17 protein-coding genes are annotated in these 16,054 nt (G+C 58.0%); 5 read left to right on the top strand and 12 right to left on the bottom strand.

Annotated features, from left to right (window positions below; all coding sequences use genetic code 11):
- Nucleotides 1-289: 289 nt before the first annotated feature.
- From HMPREF2541_RS06110 to HMPREF2541_RS06075, 8 genes are all read right to left on the bottom strand, one after another.
- Entirely contained in the window at nucleotides 290-850 is a 561-nt protein-coding gene (locus tag HMPREF2541_RS06110; protein ID WP_070542333.1) for a hypothetical protein, read from the bottom strand.
- Between the two features lie 139 nt (nucleotides 851-989).
- Nucleotides 990-1,802 (bottom strand): symmetrical bis(5'-nucleosyl)-tetraphosphatase, encoded by an 813-nt coding sequence (locus HMPREF2541_RS06105; protein WP_070542330.1) that lies wholly within the window; start codon nucleotides 1,800-1,802, stop codon nucleotides 990-992.
- Nucleotides 1,803-1,898: 96 nt separating this feature from the next.
- On the bottom strand, nucleotides 1,899-2,285 hold the full coding sequence (locus HMPREF2541_RS06100; RefSeq protein ID WP_003823578.1) for a RidA family protein: 387 nt from the start codon (nucleotides 2,283-2,285) through the stop codon (nucleotides 1,899-1,901).
- A gap of 134 nt (nucleotides 2,286-2,419) precedes the next feature.
- Nucleotides 2,420-3,514, bottom strand: a complete 1,095-nt coding sequence (gene trmA / locus HMPREF2541_RS06095) for a tRNA (uridine(54)-C5)-methyltransferase TrmA (protein ID WP_070542327.1) — start codon at nucleotides 3,512-3,514, stop codon at nucleotides 2,420-2,422.
- A 194-nt stretch (nucleotides 3,515-3,708) separates the two neighbouring features.
- Nucleotides 3,709-4,110, bottom strand: coding sequence for a hypothetical protein (locus HMPREF2541_RS06090; protein WP_070542324.1), 402 nt, complete (start codon nucleotides 4,108-4,110; stop codon nucleotides 3,709-3,711).
- 157 nt (nucleotides 4,111-4,267) lie between these two features.
- Nucleotides 4,268-5,191, bottom strand: a complete 924-nt coding sequence (locus tag HMPREF2541_RS06085) for a LysR family transcriptional regulator (RefSeq protein ID WP_070542322.1) — start codon at nucleotides 5,189-5,191, stop codon at nucleotides 4,268-4,270.
- A gap of 110 nt (nucleotides 5,192-5,301) precedes the next feature.
- The gene (gene smc / locus HMPREF2541_RS06080; RefSeq protein WP_070542319.1) at nucleotides 5,302-8,784 is read right to left on the bottom strand and encodes a chromosome segregation protein SMC; all 3,483 of its coding nucleotides are present in this window, start codon (nucleotides 8,782-8,784) and stop codon (nucleotides 5,302-5,304) included.
- Between the two features lie 93 nt (nucleotides 8,785-8,877).
- Nucleotides 8,878-9,492, bottom strand: coding sequence for a hypothetical protein (locus HMPREF2541_RS06075; protein ID WP_070542317.1), 615 nt, complete (start codon nucleotides 9,490-9,492; stop codon nucleotides 8,878-8,880).
- A 196-nt stretch (nucleotides 9,493-9,688) separates the two neighbouring features.
- Between HMPREF2541_RS06075 and HMPREF2541_RS06070 the strand changes: the two genes are divergently transcribed.
- The 4 genes from HMPREF2541_RS06070 (at nucleotide 9,689) to HMPREF2541_RS06055 (ending at nucleotide 11,873) form a co-directional block, all read left to right on the top strand.
- On the top strand, nucleotides 9,689-10,570 hold the full coding sequence (locus HMPREF2541_RS06070; RefSeq protein WP_003823586.1) for a M23 family metallopeptidase: 882 nt from the start codon (nucleotides 9,689-9,691) through the stop codon (nucleotides 10,568-10,570).
- Between the two features lie 45 nt (nucleotides 10,571-10,615).
- Nucleotides 10,616-11,059, top strand: a complete 444-nt coding sequence (locus tag HMPREF2541_RS06065) for a bactofilin family protein (protein WP_003823587.1) — start codon at nucleotides 10,616-10,618, stop codon at nucleotides 11,057-11,059.
- A 125-nt stretch (nucleotides 11,060-11,184) separates the two neighbouring features.
- Nucleotides 11,185-11,517: a hypothetical protein gene (locus tag HMPREF2541_RS06060; RefSeq protein WP_070542315.1), complete on the top strand. Its 333-nt coding sequence runs from the start codon at nucleotides 11,185-11,187 to the stop codon at nucleotides 11,515-11,517.
- Nucleotides 11,518-11,555: 38 nt separating this feature from the next.
- Nucleotides 11,556-11,873, top strand: coding sequence for a hypothetical protein (locus HMPREF2541_RS06055; RefSeq protein ID WP_070542312.1), 318 nt, complete (start codon nucleotides 11,556-11,558; stop codon nucleotides 11,871-11,873).
- A gap of 96 nt (nucleotides 11,874-11,969) precedes the next feature.
- Here HMPREF2541_RS06055 and HMPREF2541_RS06050 read toward each other — a convergent pair whose 3' ends face one another.
- Nucleotides 11,970-12,383, bottom strand: coding sequence for a DoxX family protein (locus HMPREF2541_RS06050; protein ID WP_070542309.1), 414 nt, complete (start codon nucleotides 12,381-12,383; stop codon nucleotides 11,970-11,972).
- Nucleotides 12,384-12,501: 118 nt separating this feature from the next.
- Here HMPREF2541_RS06050 and HMPREF2541_RS06045 point away from each other — a divergent pair, with 118 nt between their 5' ends.
- Complete coding sequence (locus HMPREF2541_RS06045; protein WP_070542306.1) at nucleotides 12,502-13,398, top strand: LysR family transcriptional regulator; 897 nt, start codon at nucleotides 12,502-12,504, stop codon at nucleotides 13,396-13,398.
- 65 nt (nucleotides 13,399-13,463) lie between these two features.
- On the opposite strand, the gene HMPREF2541_RS06040 is transcribed toward HMPREF2541_RS06045, so the two are convergent.
- The 3 genes from HMPREF2541_RS06040 to HMPREF2541_RS06030 form a co-directional block, all read right to left on the bottom strand.
- Complete coding sequence (locus HMPREF2541_RS06040) at nucleotides 13,464-13,910, bottom strand: SMI1/KNR4 family protein (RefSeq protein WP_070542304.1); 447 nt, start codon at nucleotides 13,908-13,910, stop codon at nucleotides 13,464-13,466.
- Between the two features lie 140 nt (nucleotides 13,911-14,050).
- On the bottom strand, nucleotides 14,051-14,659 hold the full coding sequence (locus HMPREF2541_RS06035) for a hypothetical protein (protein WP_070542301.1): 609 nt from the start codon (nucleotides 14,657-14,659) through the stop codon (nucleotides 14,051-14,053).
- Between the two features lie 93 nt (nucleotides 14,660-14,752).
- Entirely contained in the window at nucleotides 14,753-15,976 is a 1,224-nt protein-coding gene (locus HMPREF2541_RS06030; RefSeq protein ID WP_246824977.1) for a multidrug effflux MFS transporter, read from the bottom strand.
- Between the last annotated feature and the right edge of the window lie 78 nt (nucleotides 15,977-16,054).

Below are 16,054 nucleotides of genomic sequence, written 5' to 3'. Positions count from 1 at the left end.
TTAAAATAAATTTTGCTTCCTAAGCCCCTAAATTATTTTTCGATACAAGATGACGAGCGACGAGCATCAATCGAAGCCAACTCACCATATAGTGAATTAAATTTAAATCAGGACAAGGAGGCGAGCCGCAGACAGTACAAATAGTACGGCAAGGCGAGGCAACGCTGTACTGGTTTAAATTTAATTCACTATAACCACAGGCTACCTGAAACCGTCCACCCTTTCAGGTAGCCTTCCCCACAAAAAAAGCTGCCCATTAAGGCAGCTTTTCCATTTTCATCATACCGGTTTAACGGCGGCGTTGCTGGCGGTTGCCACGAGCCGGAGCGGCTTGGCGGCTCACTTGGCAGTTTTCCAGCACAACAGTGGGATTCACCGGATTGCCGTCGGCATCTACGCTCTGCGCTTGCAGCAAGGCGATGGCATTGATGCGGGCCACGTTGGCAGGAGTAGCTTTGCCAGTTACCCAAATCACGCCGTTGCTGTAGTAGCTGTTTTGCTGTTGACCATTGCTGTCGTTGAGCACGCGCCACAGGCCGGGAGAAACTTTATCGTTGATTTTCAGTTGAGTTACCACCAAGGTATCGCTCTTGATGCCATACATGGCGCTCACTTTTTGCTGCTGGCCGTTACCGGCTTGGCAGGTGTAGTGCACTTCTACGGTTTTGTCGATGCTGTCTACTTGGGCTACCTGAATCTTGCCAATGGCAGCAGTAGCTTCACCGTTGCCTTGCTGCGCTTGCTGACCCTGCTGGGTTTGCGGCTGATTGCCTTCAGGGGCTTTGCTGCTGGAGCAGGCGCTCAGTGCCAATACGGCGATGGCGGCGGGGATGACTAATTTGCTGTTCATAGGAACTCCTTCAATTGGTTGGGAACCGCGCTGCGATAAACTTTCAGGCAGGCACGAACAGGCCGCATTGTAACAAAAGCCCGCCCTGCTTGCCCGCCTGTTCGTGTTAATAAACATTAAATCATGTGGCGACAAGGCCTTAGCCGAACTTCTTGGGCTGCTTGGAGGCTACCTGAAAAATCTGCTGCGTGTCTAAATCTAGCGCGGTAAGCTGGCCGCCCCACAGCGCACCGGTATCGATGCCGCATACCTGCTCACCGCGATACAGGCCGAGTGCCGACCAGTGGCCGAATATAGTTTGATAACCAAGGGTTTGCCGCCCGGGCGCGCGGAACCAGGGCATGAGGCCGGATGGCATTTCAGGCAGGGTGGCTTTGTAGTCGAAATCCATACGGCCGTCGCGGTGCAGGGCGCGCATGCGGGTGAACACATTGGTGGCAAAGCGCAGGCGTTCGGTTTCGTTATCGGCGCAGTCGCTATCGGGCTTGTTGCCATACATATGGGCAAAAAACCAATCGGGGCGGCTTTGCAGGGCGGCGGCCACTTCGGCGGCACGCTGCTGCGCGGTTTCGGCCGCCCATTGCGGCCAAATACCGGCGTGCACGATCAGGTTGTTGCCGTGTTGCAGCATCAGGGGCTGGTGTAGCAGCCAATCGAGCAGAGTCTGGCGGTCGGGAGCATCGAGAATGTCGCCCACGGTGTCGCTGCGTTTAAGCTTGCCGTGCCCATGGGCAATGGCCAAGAGATGCAGGTCGTGGTTGCCGAGCACGGTGCGGATGCTGCCTTCGTGCTGCTTGATGTAGCGCAGGCAGTCGAGGGATTGGGGGCCGCGGTTGACGATATCGCCCACCAGCCAAAGGGTGTCGCGGCCGTGGTTGAAGCCGATATGGGCGAGCAGTTCTTGAAATTCGGCGAAACAGCCTTGCAGGTCACCGATTGCGTAGTGTGCCATGATGTTTGTGTTAGAGGAGATTTATAGTGGGTCAGATAAAGCGAAAGGCTACCTGAAAACGCAAGCTGCAGCAGTTTTCAGGTAGCCTCTATATGCTTAGGCGTTCAGCACCACCACGCCTTCCACTTCCACCAGCACGCCTTTAGGCAGGGCAGACACCTGCACGGCAGCGCGGGCGGGGAAGGGTTCGTGGCAGTATTCGCCCATAATTTGGTTGAAGGTGGCGAAGTTGGAAAGGTCGGTGAGGTAGGCGTTGAGTTTCACCACATCAGCAAAGCTGCCACCGGCGGCTTCAATCACGGCTTTGAGGTTTTCAAACACTTGGCGGGTCTGCTCGGCAAAGCCGCCTTCCACCACCTGCATGGTGGAGGGCACCAGCGGAATCTGGCCGCTCAAATAAATGGTATCGCCGGCGCGCACGGCTTGGGAATAAGCGCCGATGGCGGCGGGGGCGTGGTCGGTATGGATGATGGTTTTTGCCATGATGAAACTCCTTTGAGTCGGTTGTTGGGAAGAGCTTGATTATATCGCCAACACCAATGACAAACCAAACAGGCAGCCGCAGCGCATGCAAAAGGCTACCTGAAAATTTCAGGTAGCCTTTTGCTGCAACAGTCTTACCGCCGCCGCAGCAATACCCCGCTCTCAATATGCGGCGTAAACGGGAATTGGTCGAACAGCGCGGCACGTTCGATGCGGTGGGTTTGCGTGAGCGTGGCCAGGTTGGCGTGCAGGGTTTCCGGATTGCAGGAAACGTAGATGATGTTGTCGAAATTCTGCAGCAGGCGCAAGGTGGCATCGTCTATGCCGGCGCGCGGCGGATCGACAAACACGGTGGAAAACGCATAATCCGCCAGCTCGATGCCCTGCTCCAGCAAGCGGCGGAAGGTGCGCACGCCGTGGTAGGCCTGGGTGAACTCTTCGGCGGAAAGCCGCGCCAGGCGGATGTTGGCCACGCCGTTGGCCTCAATATTCCACTGCGCCGCCTGCACCGAGGTTTTCGACAATTCCGTGGCCAGCACGCGGCGGAAATAACGCGCCAGCGGCAGAGTGAAATTGCCGTTGCCGCAATAGAGCTCCAGCAAATCGCCGCCCAGCCCCGCCACCGCGCCGCAGGCCCAATCCAGCATTTTCTGGCACACCAGCGCATTCGGTTGGCTGAAGCCGCCTTCGTATTGGCGGTAGAGCCAATCGCGCCCGTCGGCATGCAGGCGTTCGGTAACGAAATCCTGCGCCAACACCAGCTTCTGCCCCCGGCTGCGGCCGATAATCATAATGCCCAATTCGCGCTGCAAACGCGCCGCGGCCGCCTGCCATTGCCCGCACAGCCGCTTGTGGTAAATCATGCCCACCAGCATATCGCCGCTTAGGGTAGACAAAAATTCGCACTGATACCACCGCTCCCGCAACAGCGGATCGGCCTGTACGGCAGCCAGCAGCTTGGGCATCAGAGCATTGATCGCGGCAGACGCGGCAGGCAGGGAATCAATCCGGCGCAACGAGGCCGAACCGGCCTTCTGCCCGGGCTCGAACATGGCATAGCTGATATGTTCGCCTTCGTGCCAAACCCGAAACTCGGCACGCATCCGATAATGCTTTTCAGGCGAAGCAAACACCTGCCATTCCGGCGGGGAAAATTCGGCAAAACGCTGTTTCAGGTAGCCTGCTTTTTGTTGTAGCTGGGCGGTGTATTCGGGGCTGGGCTGGGTCATGGGAGTGTGAGGATTAGAAAAGATGGGAATTATAGCGGGAAAGATTAGGCTACCTGAAGGCTAGCCTCCAAGCAACCCTATTGATTTCAGGAAAAATTTAACGTTGCAACAGATAGTTACATAACTTAATCTTACAGATATTTCTGATATAGCAAGCACTAGTATCGTTTAGCAGTATTTTTATCTGCACATCATTATAAAAACACTATTTTCTTTTTCACATATTCTTCAACATAATCATCATTATTTCTTGCTTTAAAATACTCAGCATCACATTTCCCATAAATCGGCATATATCGCCTATCTGCTCGGGATAAGCTATTTCCATTTTCAGAAACAAGCACTTTGAAATCAAACTCAGAGCTTACCTCCTCTCCGGTAGCATCCGTCTTGGCATCAATATAACCATCGACAATATCTTGGATTAGGCCTAGTTCTACGTTATTGATGTGGCTTAATGAAAAATGGAATTCGATGATTTCCTTATCTTCATCAATATACACCTCGATTAGATTCACATTGCTGCTAATCAGATTAACAGTAGACAACACCGCATTTATATAGATTTTATCTCTTAAAGAGCTACCTCTATCCATTACGCCCTCCTTTTTAAACACACCCCTGAATTCCACTTGCACCAAAATATTGAGAATATGCCTCGTATTTCCGGCGTACTCCCGAACGCAGCCGCTCTTGGCTACCGATTTTCAGCTCTGCAAACACCGTATTTCAGCCAACCTTCCCACTATTCCACTACTCCAACACGCTCAGCCCGGGCAAATCGGCGAAGCCGCGTTCGCGGATGATTTGGCAGAAGTTGTCGAGGTAGCGTTTATGCGCGTCGTCGCTGCGCATGCCGGCATAGAGTTCGCTGGTGAGCGGGGGGCTGCCGATGGTGCGGGCGACGATGTAGCCTTTTTCCAGATAGGGCATCACCGTCCAATATGGCAACGCAGCAATGCCGCGCCGGCTGGCTACGAGCTGGATGATGGCGATGGTGAGCTCGCTGTGGCGGCGCGGCGGGTTGATGCCGGCGGGAAGCAGGATTTTGCGCAGTAAATCAAGCATATCGTCGGGCACGGGATAGGTAATCAGGGTTTCGGCGGCGAAATCCTGCGCCTGCCACACAGGTTTGGCCGCCAGAGGATGATCTTGGGCGCAGATACCCACCATTTCGTAGGCAAACAGCGGCTGGTAGCGGATGCCCGCCTGCAGCACGGCTTCGGACACGATGGCCAAATCGGCGCGGTGTTGCAGCAAGAGCCCCACCGGGTCGGCCTGGAAGCCGGACACGATATCGAGCTCCACCTTCGGCCACAGCGGGCGGAAGTCGCCCATGGCGGGCATGAGCCAGTCGAAACAGGTGTGGCATTCCACCGCCAGCCGCAACTCGCCCGCGCCGCCGCCGGCAATCTGCGCCATGTCGCGCTCGGCGGCGGCCAGGTGCGGCATCACTTCGCGCGCCAGCTGCAACAGCCGCTCACCGGCAGGCGTGAAACGCAGGGGGGTGGTTTTGCGCTCGAACAGCGGCGTGCCGAAGTGGTTTTCCAAGGCGCGGATTTGGTGCGACAAGGCGGATTGGGTGAGGAACACGCGCTTGGCGGCCAGGGACACGCTGCCGGTTTCGGCCAGGGCAAGCAGGGTTTTGAGGTGGCGCAGTTCGATGATGGATTCCATGTTTCAGGTAGCCTTTGGGATGGGTCGGCAGGGTGCCGACATTTTATTTTGTCTGCCTTGTCGGCTTTCAGGTAGCCCCAGCCAAGGGGAGGCTACCTGAAATTCTAATTTCAATCCGTTTCCGCCATTTCCAGCGCTTGTTTGATGTCCACGGCCACGATACGGGACACGCCTTTTTCCTGCATGGTCACGCCGATGAGCTGCTCGGCCATTTCCATGGTCAGGCGGTTGTGGGAAATATACAAGAACTGGGTGTGGGCGCTCATTTCTCTCACCAAATTGCAGAAGCGGGCGGTGTTGGCGTCGTCGAGCGGGGCGTCCACTTCGTCCAGCAGGCAGAACGGGGCGGGGTTGAGGCTGAACAGGGCGAACACGAGGCTCATGGCGGTGAGCGCTTTTTCGCCGCCGGAGAGCAGGTGGATGGTGCTGTTCTTCTTGCCGGGCGGGCGCGCCATGATGGATACGCCGGCGGTAAGCAAATCGTCGCCCACCATGTGCAGGCTGGCTTCGCCGCCGCCAAACAGGGTGGGGAAGAAGGTTTGCACTTTTTGGTTCACGGCATCGAAGGTGGCTTGGAAGCGCTGTTTGGTTTCGCCGTCGATTTGGGCGATGGCTTCTTCCAAAAGCTCAATGGCGGATTGCAGGTCGGCGCGTTGGTTTTGGTAGTAGCCGTCGCGCTCGCGGGCTTCGGCCAATTCGTCGAGCGCGGCCAGGTTCACCGCGCCAAGGGCTTGGATGCGGCGGGAAATGCTGTCGATTTGCTGCGGCCAGTCGGTTTTCAGGTAGCCTGCCTGCTGCTCGGCTTCGAGCGCGGCGATATCGGCTTGGCGTGCCAATAAATTATCGTGGAAGTGCTTGGCGTTAAGCAGGGCTTCCTGCTGCTGCAACAGGGCGGTTTGGGCGGCCTGCTGCCACTGCGGCAGCTCGGCGGCCAGCGCTTGCTGGCGGGCGTATTGCTGCCTGCCCTGCTCTTGGGTTTCGGCCAGCTCGGCGGCGGCGGCTTGGATTTGTTCTTCCAGCGTGAAGGCGGCTTCGGCCAGTTCTTCCAACTGCAGGTGTTGCTCGTCTTCGTTGTCTTCGGCGTAGGTGAGGGCGAGCTCGCTCTGGCGTTGCTGCCAATCGGCTTTTTGCTGCACCAGCGCGGCCATGCGGGCGGCGAGGTTTTGCAGCTGCTGGGTTTGGCGGTGGGCTTCGATTTCGGCGGCGCTGCGGCGGCGGTCGGCTTCGAGCACGGCCTGGCGGGCTTGGCGCAGGGCTTGCTGCGCCTGTTGGCTGTGTTCGGCTTGGGCGCGGCTTTCGGCTTCCAGCTCGGGCAGACTGTCTTCGAGGGAGACGGCTTCTTCGGCCAGAATTTCGGCAGCACACGCCAGCTCTTCCGCCTCCTGCGCCAGCTGTGTCTGTTCTTGGGCAATGTGTTCGCGCCGTTGCCCGGCTTGTGCGGCGCGGGCGGCGAGGGCACCGGCCTGCTGTTGGGCGGCGGCCAGCTCGGCGGCGAGGCGGCGTTGTTCGGTTTGGGCTTGGCGCAGCTCGGTTTCGGCTTGGGCTTGCTGCTGCGCCAGTTTTTCGGCTTCGACTCGGGCTACCTGAAACTGCGGCTGCCATTCGGCCAGTGCCGCAACAATTTCGTCGTGGCGGGCTCGGTGGCGTATTTGCCGGTTGCCGCCGTCGGCATGGTGCAGCAGCACGCCGAGGCGGTCGATGCGGTGGCCTTGCGGGGTGAGCCATTCTTGGCCGGGCTCGAGGCGGCTGCGCTGCGCCAGCGCGTAATCCAAATTAGGCGCACACAAAATACCTTCGAGCCAGTGTGCTAAGGCTACCTGAAAAGGCGGCTCGGCCTGGATTTGGTGAATCAGCGCCTGAGCCGGGCTGGCGGCGCGGTGGGCGTGGGCTTCGCGGTCGAACCAGGCGGCGGGGGATTCGGGCAACGGCGACGGCGGCTGGAAATCAGCGGGCAGCGCGCGGGCGTTGAGCCGCTCGCCGAGCACGGCGGCCAGCGCACCCTGCCATTCTTCGGGCACGCGGATGTGCTGCCACAGGGCGGACGCATCGGCTTGTTCGCTGCCCTGCCAGAAGTTGTGGCGGGCGGTGTCGGCCAGCAGGGCGGCGAGGGTTTTCTGCTCGGCTTCGGCGGCGAGGATGCGGCGTTCGTGCTCCTGTTCGCGTTCGCGGGCGGCGGCGAGGGCGGTTTTCAGGTAGCCTGTTTGCTCTTCGAGCCGTTGCAGTTGCTTCTCGCCTTGTTGGTATTGGGCGGCGAGGGTGTCGGCCCGGGCTTGGGCGGCGGCGGTGTCCTGCCCGGCATCGCCTTGCAGGGCAGCGGCTTCCTGCTGCAAACGGGCTTGGCGCTCTTGCAGCCGGCTGATGCTTTGGCGGCTGTGTTGCAGCTGCTGCTGCTTCAGGGCGAGCTCGCGGCGGAGGCGGGCGGCTTCGTTGTGTCGGCTTTGCTGCTGTTCGGCAGCCTGCTGCTGGGCGGCTTCGAGCTCGGGCAGTTGCTCTTCGAGGGCGACGGCTTCGGCGGTCAGCAGTTCGAGCTGCATCTGCTGCTGCTTGGCGGCCTGTTCGGCTTGGGCGTGCTGCTGTTGCAGCTCGGCGTGTTCGCTGTCGATTTTCTGGATGGTGGCTTGGGTGGCAGCCTGTTCGCGTTCGAGCCGCTGGCGTTGGCTCTGCCGCGAGCGGATTTGCTCTTCGAGGCGGGCGGTTTGCTCGCGCAGCAGAGCGTGCTGCTGGTTGAGCCGGTATTGCTCGGCCTGCTGGTGCTGTTCGGTTTGGCGCAACACTTGTACGGCATCGTTCATGGCCTGGTTTTGCCGGGCAAGCTCGTCTTGCTGCTGGCGGGCGCGTTCGTGTTCGGCAGCAGCGCGATCGGCGGCGGCAAGCGTGTGCCGCCATTGGGCGAAGTCGTGGCGGTTTTGCGCCTGGTTGAGTTCGGCGATGAGGCTGCGGTAGCGCTCGGCGGCGGCGGCCTGGCGTTGGAGTTTTTCCACTTGGCGGCCGAGTTCGGACTGCAAGTCGCCGAGGCGTTGGAGGTGTTCGCGGGTGTCGCACAGGCGGTTTTCGGTTTCGCGGCGGCGTTCTTTGTATTTGGATACGCCGGCGGCTTCTTCGATGTGGGCGCGCAATTCTTCGGGGCGGGCTTCGATGATGCGGGCAATCATGCCCTGCTCGATCACGGCGTAGCCGCGCGCGCCGACGCCGGTGCCGAGGAAAAGGTCGGTGATGTCGCGGCGGCGCACTTGCTGGCCGTTGATGTAGTAGCTGGATTCGCCTTGGCGGGTGAGCTGGCGGCGGATGCTGATTTCGCCGTATTGCCCCCATGCACCATGCAGGCTGCCGTCGGCATTGCTGAACACGAGCTCCACGGAGGCGCGGGGGGCGGGGCGGCGGGTGGCAGCGCCGTTGAAAATCACGTCTTGCATGCTCTCGCCGCGCAGCTGTTTGGCCGAGGCTTCGCCCAGCACCCAGCGCACGGCGTCGATAACATTGGATTTGCCGCAGCCGTTGGGCCCGATTACGGCCACCAGCTGACCGGGCACGTGGATGGTGGTGGGGTCGGTGAAAGATTTGAAGCCGGCAAGTTTGATGTGGGTGAGACGCATGAAAAACAATGAAAAAGCGGAATGCTGTATTTTAAAAGAAAGGCGGCGGGGCAGGCTACCTGAAACAGGAAGAAGGTTTCAGGTAGCCTTTTGCTATGCCTTTTTGCGCCGTCTGGCACGCCGATACCAAGCAATACTGAGCCCAAGCCAGCCTGCTCCGGCCACGGTGGCAGCACGTGTCCACAAGCGGGCATACAGCCGCCAGTTTTCGGTTTCCTCCTGCGGGCTGAAGGCGGCGCGATATTGCCGCTCGTTGCCGTCTTTGGTGTAGGCGAGCTCGGTAATCACATGGTAGCTCAGCCAATGGGCTTGGGTGATATTTTGCACGGATAGGTTTTCTTCGCGCTGCCAAATGTTTTCATCATATTGGCACAACGGATCGGCCAAGTTGCGGCAATCCAAATTAAGCGGTTGGCCTTCGGCGGTACGAATGCTGCCGACTACGTGGAGGTTGTCGTCATCGTCATACCATTGACGCCGCCATAGCTCAGCGGCGGCATGATGCGTATAGGCTACCGGAACGCCCAACTGCCACTGCCGCTTATGCAACTCGGCCGAAGTTACCAATGCGCCCATACCCAATCCGGCAGCCAGCAGCATACTGAACAGCCAAAATACGGGCAAACTAAATAAAGCCTGTATGACGTTACGGTCGAGCTGTTCTTTATCCCGTTGTATCTGCCGCATAGTGTGAAAAAAATTGCCCATTTGCTTTCCTAGATTGCGCTGGCTGATTGTATAGCGAAACCGGCAAGATAAGCCACGCATGGGCATGAGGCTACCTGAAAGCCGCCGATTGTCCAACCACAAACCACCCGCTAAATGATAGTTTTGTTTTTGCCAAACGATAGCATTTTGTAATACAATGCAAACTTGAGTAATCACTCATTTACCATGTAAATCAATGGATAAGCAAAAGAAAACTGTTACGGTGATGGTGCTGGACGAGCACCGCACCGATACTTTCGTTATCGCTGAATCTCGGCTGCGCGCCATCAAACCCACCATCATCGGCCTTTCCCTGGCCACGGTGGCGCTGTTGGCTGCCCTGCTGGCTTTGGGTTGGCACTACTACCAAAGCTACAACCAATTTGCGCAACAGCAACAGCAAACTCAAGCGCTCAATCAGCAAATAGAAGACTTGAAAGAAGCCCGCTCCGCCGAAGTTACTGCCAAGCTGAACCAGCTTGCCCAATCCGAAAAAGCTGTGGCCGACCTGCAAAACTACTTACGCCAGCGCGGCGCAAACGTGCCTGTTCCCAAACCGGCTGCCTCATCCGAGCCCGGCAAACCCATCAGCCAAGCCGGCGGCCCGCGCAATATTCTGCCGCCAGCCGATACGCCCGAATTCAGCCAAACTATTGAAAATCTGCTTAAAGCTGCCAACAACGTGCCGCTTGGCCGCCCTGCGCAAGGCGGGCTCTCTTCCGGCTTCGGCCCTAGGCATAACCCGTTTAGCGGCAAAGGCAGCGAGTTCCACCACGGCTTGGATTTTCGCGGCAATGTAGGCGACCCCGTGCGCGTTACTGCCAATGGCACAGTGGAATTTGCCGGCACCATGAACGGCTACGGCCAAGTGGTGAAAGTGCGCCACGGCTACGGCTACAGTACCGTGTATGGCCATTTGTCGCACATCGACGTGCAGCCCGGGCAAACGGTTAAAGCCGGCGACCTCATCGGCAAAATCGGCTCTACCGGCCGCTCCACCGGCCCGCACCTGCACTATGAAGTGCGCCTCAACAACGAGCCACACGACCCTGCCACCTTCCTCAGCCTCGCAAAATAAAGCTGCGAGGTATACCATTTCCATTCAATCCGCGGAGAAACAACCATGTTTAAAGATAAAAAAGACCGTTCCCAACCCAGCAACTCCACCAGCGCCATCGACACCATCATCGGCGCACAATGCCGGATTCAGGGCGACATCCTGAGCCAGCAATCGGTGAAAATCGACGGTCAAATCCAAGGCAACGTACAAGCCGGCGGCACCGTCATCGTTGGCGACAAAGGCGCGGTGAACGGCGACATCCGCGGCAGCGATCTGATTGTATTCGGCAAAACCGAAGGCTTGATCGAAGTGAAAAAACTCCACCTCAAACCCAATGCCCGCGTAACCGGCAATATCCGCACTCAATCCCTGCAAGTGGAAGACGGTGCCGTTTACACCGGTGATATCCGCATGGATCGCAACGTTGGCAACGCCACCCTTCCCCCCGCCGGAAGCGCCCCAGAAAAAGCCATTGCTGCACCAGCAGATAAGTTGGCCAATAAATAGTTTGCCTGGTTGAGCCAAAATAAAAGGCTACCTGAAACTTTCAGGTAGCCTTAATTAGTAATCCTAGTATGGGTAGCAGACAAAACTTGCTATGCCATCAACACCAACGTTTCAGGTAGCCTGCCATGTCTCCCAAACAACAAAACGACATCCTCAGCATCAACAAAGTGCAGCTGCTGCTCTCGGAAAAGCGCACCGCGCTTTCGGTGATGCGCACGGGCATTGCCGTGTTGGCGCTGCCGCTTTCCATTTTCAGCGCGCTGATTGCTACTTCCAGGTGGTATAACGTGATGGAGGTGTGGCCTTTGTTGGTGCTGGTGGTGGCCATCAATTTGGGGCTGGCGGTGTTCGGCATTTATCTGATTGCCCGCTCCATGCGGCACATGCGCCAATACGACAGCCTGATTGCCGATATCAAATACAGCCACGATTCGCTGCGGCGGCTGATTAAGTCGTAGGCAGCTTATTGCTGGGCGAATGAAGAAAAACAGAAGCTATGGAACTAGAAGATATTCCCAACGAAGTATTCCTGGAAGACATCCGAGACCTCACACAGGCTTTCCCGCTTGAGTTTCCCCGCCAGTTTCAGCAAATCAAAGATTATTTGGGTATAGATGAACAGCACATCCGCATTACCGACTTTGTGGAAGATCAAAACCGAGACGATTGTTTTTACGGCTATTTCTTTGGCGCGCTGAATCGAAGGATTTACGAATACGCCTTTGAGGGAGAGAAAACCACGTTTCGGGAGGCGGATATGGCTGCCTTAACGATGCGGGATACCTTCAGCAGCAAAGTGCTGCATCTTTTATAGTAAACAAAAAGGAGCCAGGGCAAACCCGGCTCCTTTTTTCAGGTAGCCTGCCTGAGCTTTAAGGCTACCTGAAACGCGTTTCTGCGAAACCCAACATTACCACTGCCGCTTCTTGCACAGCAGCGCATCCAGCGACCATTTGCCGCCGCCAGCCGCCGCCAGATACAGGAACACGAAGCTAAACAGCGCGGCCGCTTCGCCGCCGTTCATAAACGGAATCAGCGCATGGCCTTTGCCCGAAACGTGGCCGATGAAATAGGCCACCGCCATCTGGCCGGAAAGGATAAACGCTGCCGGGCGGGTGAACAAACCGAGCAACACCAACAGGCCGCCGCCCAGCTCCAGCATACCGGCCACGCCGTAGAGCGAGAAGAGCTGCAAGCCGTCAAACATTTCCACGTGCGGCAGGCCGAGCAGCTTGGCCGAACCGTGCAGCATAAACATATAGCCCGCCGCGATACGCAATACAGACAACGCCATGCTGCGGCAGTTTTCCCAATGTGTATTCATGATTTTTTCCTCTTGATGCGTGAAACAATGTAAATTGGAAGTACCTGTGCAGTATAATCATTTCCCTATAGCGAAAACATAGCCGATCCAACAATACAGTTTTTCCCCAAGAGAAATCATGGATACCTTATTAAGCATGAAAGTGTTCTGCCAAGTGGTGCATAGCGGCAGCTTCACCCGCGCCGCCGAGCAACTGGATATTTCCGTGCCCATGGCCAGCAAACACGTGGCGCATCTGGAAAAAAGCGTGAATGCCCGCCTGCTCTACCGCAACAACCGCCGCCTCAGCCTCACCGAGCAGGGCGAAGCCTACTACCGCGACTGCCTCTCCGCGCTCGATATCCTCGAGCAGGCCGCCGCCCGTGCCGCAGGCAGCACCGCCCGGGTGCAGGGCCGGTTGCGCGTGAGCATCCCCGTGTGGTTTGCCAATCCCGTGTTTGCCTGCTGGATTACCGAATACCGCCGCCGTTATCCCGAAGTATCGCTGCACCTCACGCTCACCAACCACAGCGTGAATTTAGACGGAGACGGCGAAGACGTGGCACTTCGCCTCTCCAAACAGCCGGCCGAAAACCTGATTGCCCGCGCCCTGGCCAAAATCGATTTCCATTTGGTGGCTGCGCCCGCCTATTTAGCCGAACACGGCACGCCCGCCGCCCCGCAGGATTTGGCACAACACCAAGCCATCCTGCCCAGCTACACCGACGTTTCCGCCCTCACCCTGCAAGGCCAGGGAGAAAGCCACAACATCGAGCTGCAAGCCGCCATACACAGCAACAACACCCAAATGCTCTACCAGCTGGTGTGCGCCGGCGCCGGCATCGGCTACCTGCCCGAATGGCTGCTGCGCGCCGACCTGCAAACCGGCCGCCTGCGCCGTCTGCTGCCCGACTACCGAACAGCCCCCGTCCCCTTCTATGCCGTTTACACCCAGCGCAAACTCTTAAGCGCAAAAGTGCGCAGTTTTATCGACTTTATGGTGGAGAAGGCCGCGAGCGAACAGGCTGATTTATAGAATAGCCGGCCAAAGCAAAGGCTACCTGAAACGCTAAATGGTTTCAGGTAGCCTGTTTTTGCTGCTTAATCCGCGCCGTTGGCAGTCAGCAGGAAGGCTTCGAGGCTTTCGGCTTCCCGAATGCATTCGCCGCTGTCGTGGTCGGGCAGCCATACCGCGCCTTCGTGCAGCATGAAGTAGTTGCCGCTGCCGTCGCCCGCGAAGGCGATGCCCTGTTGCAGCAGTCCGGCGGGCAGGGTTTCGTGTTCGGCGAAGTGGCGGCGTACCCATTTTGTGTTCTCTACCACCTGCGCCAAATCGTCGATTTCTATGCCCAGATAGCAGTTTGTGCCGAAACGCAGCAGCAGGGCGCGATACAGGGAGGGGAAGGGCGTGCCGAGCTCTTGTTCGGCGGCGGCAATTTCGGCCTCGGATACAGGCTCACCTGAGAGGAGTTCTTCCGCCATGCCGTCTTGTTCGGCGAAATCAGCACGGATAAGGTCTTCGAGTTGGTCGAGAAAGGCTTGAGGCATGGCAGTTTCCTTAGTAGTGGCGGTAAGAAGGAGGAGGCTACCTGAAAACGGAATAAATAGGCAACAGGGCAGATATTGCTGCCATTTTATAGCTGCTTTTAGCCCTAAAGCCGTCAGTATTTTTCAGGTAGCCTTCGCGGCTACAGCTTCAAGGTTGCCCAATATTGCGGCAGGCGGTTGAGGCGTTGCAGGATGGCTTGGGCTTCGCTGTCGCCGTGTTCGGCGAGGTGGCGGGCGGCGAGGTCGAGGTAGGAGATGGCGGCCAGTTCGCTGTATTCCTGATAGTCGGCCGGGTCGGTGCAGCCGTCGTCGCGCAGCTCTTCGGCGCCCTCCAGCAGGAGGGTGAAGTCGCCCAGGATGGCGCGGCACGCTTCTTGCACCGCTTGGTTGTTGCCGCGCCGTTTTTGCAGCCGCATCACGGCGTGCATGAAGGGGCCGATTTCGGCGCGGTAGTGGGCTACCACGGCGAAGGCGGCGGTGCCCCAGCATTCAATGGCTTGCGGCCAGAGCTCGTAGAGCCTTTGCCGCTCCAGCCATTCGGCGAGGGCGCGGGCGGTGTTCACGAGCTGGTAGCCGCTCATCCATATGTCGGCGCTGATGGTTTGCTTGGGGTAGTCGTTGCTGTTGTCGGCGATGTGCTGGGCTTGGATGTTGAGCTCTTTGAGGTAGGCTTTAATGGCGGGAATATCGGGCGGGAGCCGGCAGAGGGAATCCAGTTTGCTTTGGTGTTGGCCTTTGTTGTTACTCATGTTGCGCCTTTCTAAAATAGGTTTCAGGTAGCCTGCTGCAAGGATAACAGGCTACCTGAAAAGAGGATGACGGCTTTCAGGTAGCCTGGCGGCTTACTGCCGGGTTTTGTCCAGCCACACGTGCCGCGACAGGGCAAACAGCAGCGTGATGCCGCACAGGGTGGAGGCCAGCATCATGGCGGGCATGATGCGCGCGCTGCCGTTGTGCAGCTGGGTGGTGAGGAAGCCCATGGCGGCGGCAATCAGCACTTGGCTGGAAATCAGCACGCCGTTGGCGCTGCCGCCTTCGGCTTTGAAATAGCCCATAAAGCAGGCCTGGGTGTTGGCCACCACCAGCCCCTGCGTGCCCACCGACACCATCACCAACGGGGCAAACAGCCACAAGGGCGGCATGGCGGTGGATTGGGAGAGCAGCATCAGCAGGAAGTTGGCACAAAACTGCACGGCGATGCCGATGAGCAGGATATTGGCCGGCTCGCTGCCGCTTTTCAGCCGCCAGGCGGTGATGCGGTTGAAGAAAATCATGGTCACAATATTGAGGCCGAACAACAGGGTATAGAAGCCGTTGCTCATGCCGTAAAACTTCATATACACCGAAGGCGATTCGGTGAGGAACACAAACATGGAGGAAAAGCTGAACGACTGGAAAAACAGAAAACCAAGCGATTGCGGCTTGGCAAACACGCTGCGGTAGCCCGTGAAAATAATCGAGAGCGGCGAACCCGCCGGCTTGGCGGCGGGGCCGTTGGCCGGCAGAAAACGCCATTGCAGCAGCCACACCAGCGCGGCATAGCCCAGCAAAAAGCCGAACACCGCGCGCCAGCCGCCGATTATCTGCATCAGCCAGCCCACCATCGGCGCCAAAATCGGTGCCGCCATCATAATCACGCCGATCAGCGCAAACATCTGTGCCGCGCGTCGGCCTTCGTAGTGGTCGCGCACAATCGCCCCGCCGCTCACCGCCACCATGCCCGCGCCGAAAGCCTGCAACATACGCAGCAGCATCAGCTGCGGCAGGGTTTGCAGCAGAATCAGCCCCAAACTAGCCACGAGATATACTCCCAGCCCGGCCAGTACCACCGGCCGTCGCCCTTTAAAATCGGAAAACACCCCGCCCAGCAGCACGCCCGCCGACTGGCCCACCAGAAAAATACTCAGGCTTTGCTGAATATCGGTTTCGCCCACGCCCAAGCTGGCCGCCATCGCCGGCACGGCGGGCAGATAGGTATCAATCGAAAACGGCATCACCGCCGCCATCGCGGCCAAGAGCAGCGCCATTTGTTTATCGGAAAGGCGGGAAGGAGCAGAAGTGTTCATCAGAATTAACGCAATACAAAATTAAGAAAAGTCAGCGAATAAAGTAGGGGCTGTCCTAGATAACCAGGAATATTCAAA

Origin of the sequence: Eikenella sp. HMSC061C02 (assembly GCF_001809035.1) — a bacterium.
In the GTDB taxonomy this organism is placed as follows: domain Bacteria; phylum Pseudomonadota; class Gammaproteobacteria; order Burkholderiales; family Neisseriaceae; genus Eikenella; species Eikenella corrodens.
This window is presented reverse-complemented; position numbering and strand designations above follow the sequence as displayed.

Excerpts from the sequence above, each read along its gene's own strand:
- HMPREF2541_RS06110 (WP_070542333.1), bottom strand. The coding sequence starts at position 850 with ATGAACAGCAAATTAGTCATCCCCGCCGCCATCGCCGTATTGGCACTG.
- HMPREF2541_RS06105 (WP_070542330.1), bottom strand. The coding sequence starts at position 1,802 with ATGGCACACTACGCAATCGGTGACCTGCAAGGCTGTTTCGCCGAATTT.
- HMPREF2541_RS06100 (WP_003823578.1), bottom strand. The coding sequence starts at position 2,285 with ATGGCAAAAACCATCATCCATACCGACCACGCCCCCGCCGCCATCGGC.
- trmA (WP_070542327.1), bottom strand. The coding sequence starts at position 3,514 with ATGACCCAGCCCAGCCCCGAATACACCGCCCAGCTACAACAAAAAGCA.
- HMPREF2541_RS06090 (WP_070542324.1), bottom strand. The coding sequence starts at position 4,110 with ATGGATAGAGGTAGCTCTTTAAGAGATAAAATCTATATAAATGCGGTG.
- HMPREF2541_RS06085 (WP_070542322.1), bottom strand. The coding sequence starts at position 5,191 with ATGGAATCCATCATCGAACTGCGCCACCTCAAAACCCTGCTTGCCCTG.
- smc (WP_070542319.1), bottom strand. The coding sequence starts at position 8,784 with ATGCGTCTCACCCACATCAAACTTGCCGGCTTCAAATCTTTCACCGAC.
- HMPREF2541_RS06075 (WP_070542317.1), bottom strand. The coding sequence starts at position 9,492 with ATGGGCAATTTTTTTCACACTATGCGGCAGATACAACGGGATAAAGAA.
- HMPREF2541_RS06070 (WP_003823586.1), top strand. The coding sequence starts at position 9,689 with ATGGATAAGCAAAAGAAAACTGTTACGGTGATGGTGCTGGACGAGCAC.
- HMPREF2541_RS06065 (WP_003823587.1), top strand. The coding sequence starts at position 10,616 with ATGTTTAAAGATAAAAAAGACCGTTCCCAACCCAGCAACTCCACCAGC.
- HMPREF2541_RS06060 (WP_070542315.1), top strand. The coding sequence starts at position 11,185 with ATGTCTCCCAAACAACAAAACGACATCCTCAGCATCAACAAAGTGCAG.
- HMPREF2541_RS06055 (WP_070542312.1), top strand. The coding sequence starts at position 11,556 with ATGGAACTAGAAGATATTCCCAACGAAGTATTCCTGGAAGACATCCGA.
- HMPREF2541_RS06050 (WP_070542309.1), bottom strand. The coding sequence starts at position 12,383 with ATGAATACACATTGGGAAAACTGCCGCAGCATGGCGTTGTCTGTATTG.
- HMPREF2541_RS06045 (WP_070542306.1), top strand. The coding sequence starts at position 12,502 with ATGGATACCTTATTAAGCATGAAAGTGTTCTGCCAAGTGGTGCATAGC.
- HMPREF2541_RS06040 (WP_070542304.1), bottom strand. The coding sequence starts at position 13,910 with ATGCCTCAAGCCTTTCTCGACCAACTCGAAGACCTTATCCGTGCTGAT.
- HMPREF2541_RS06035 (WP_070542301.1), bottom strand. The coding sequence starts at position 14,659 with ATGAGTAACAACAAAGGCCAACACCAAAGCAAACTGGATTCCCTCTGC.
- HMPREF2541_RS06030 (WP_246824977.1), bottom strand. The coding sequence starts at position 15,976 with ATGAACACTTCTGCTCCTTCCCGCCTTTCCGATAAACAAATGGCGCTG.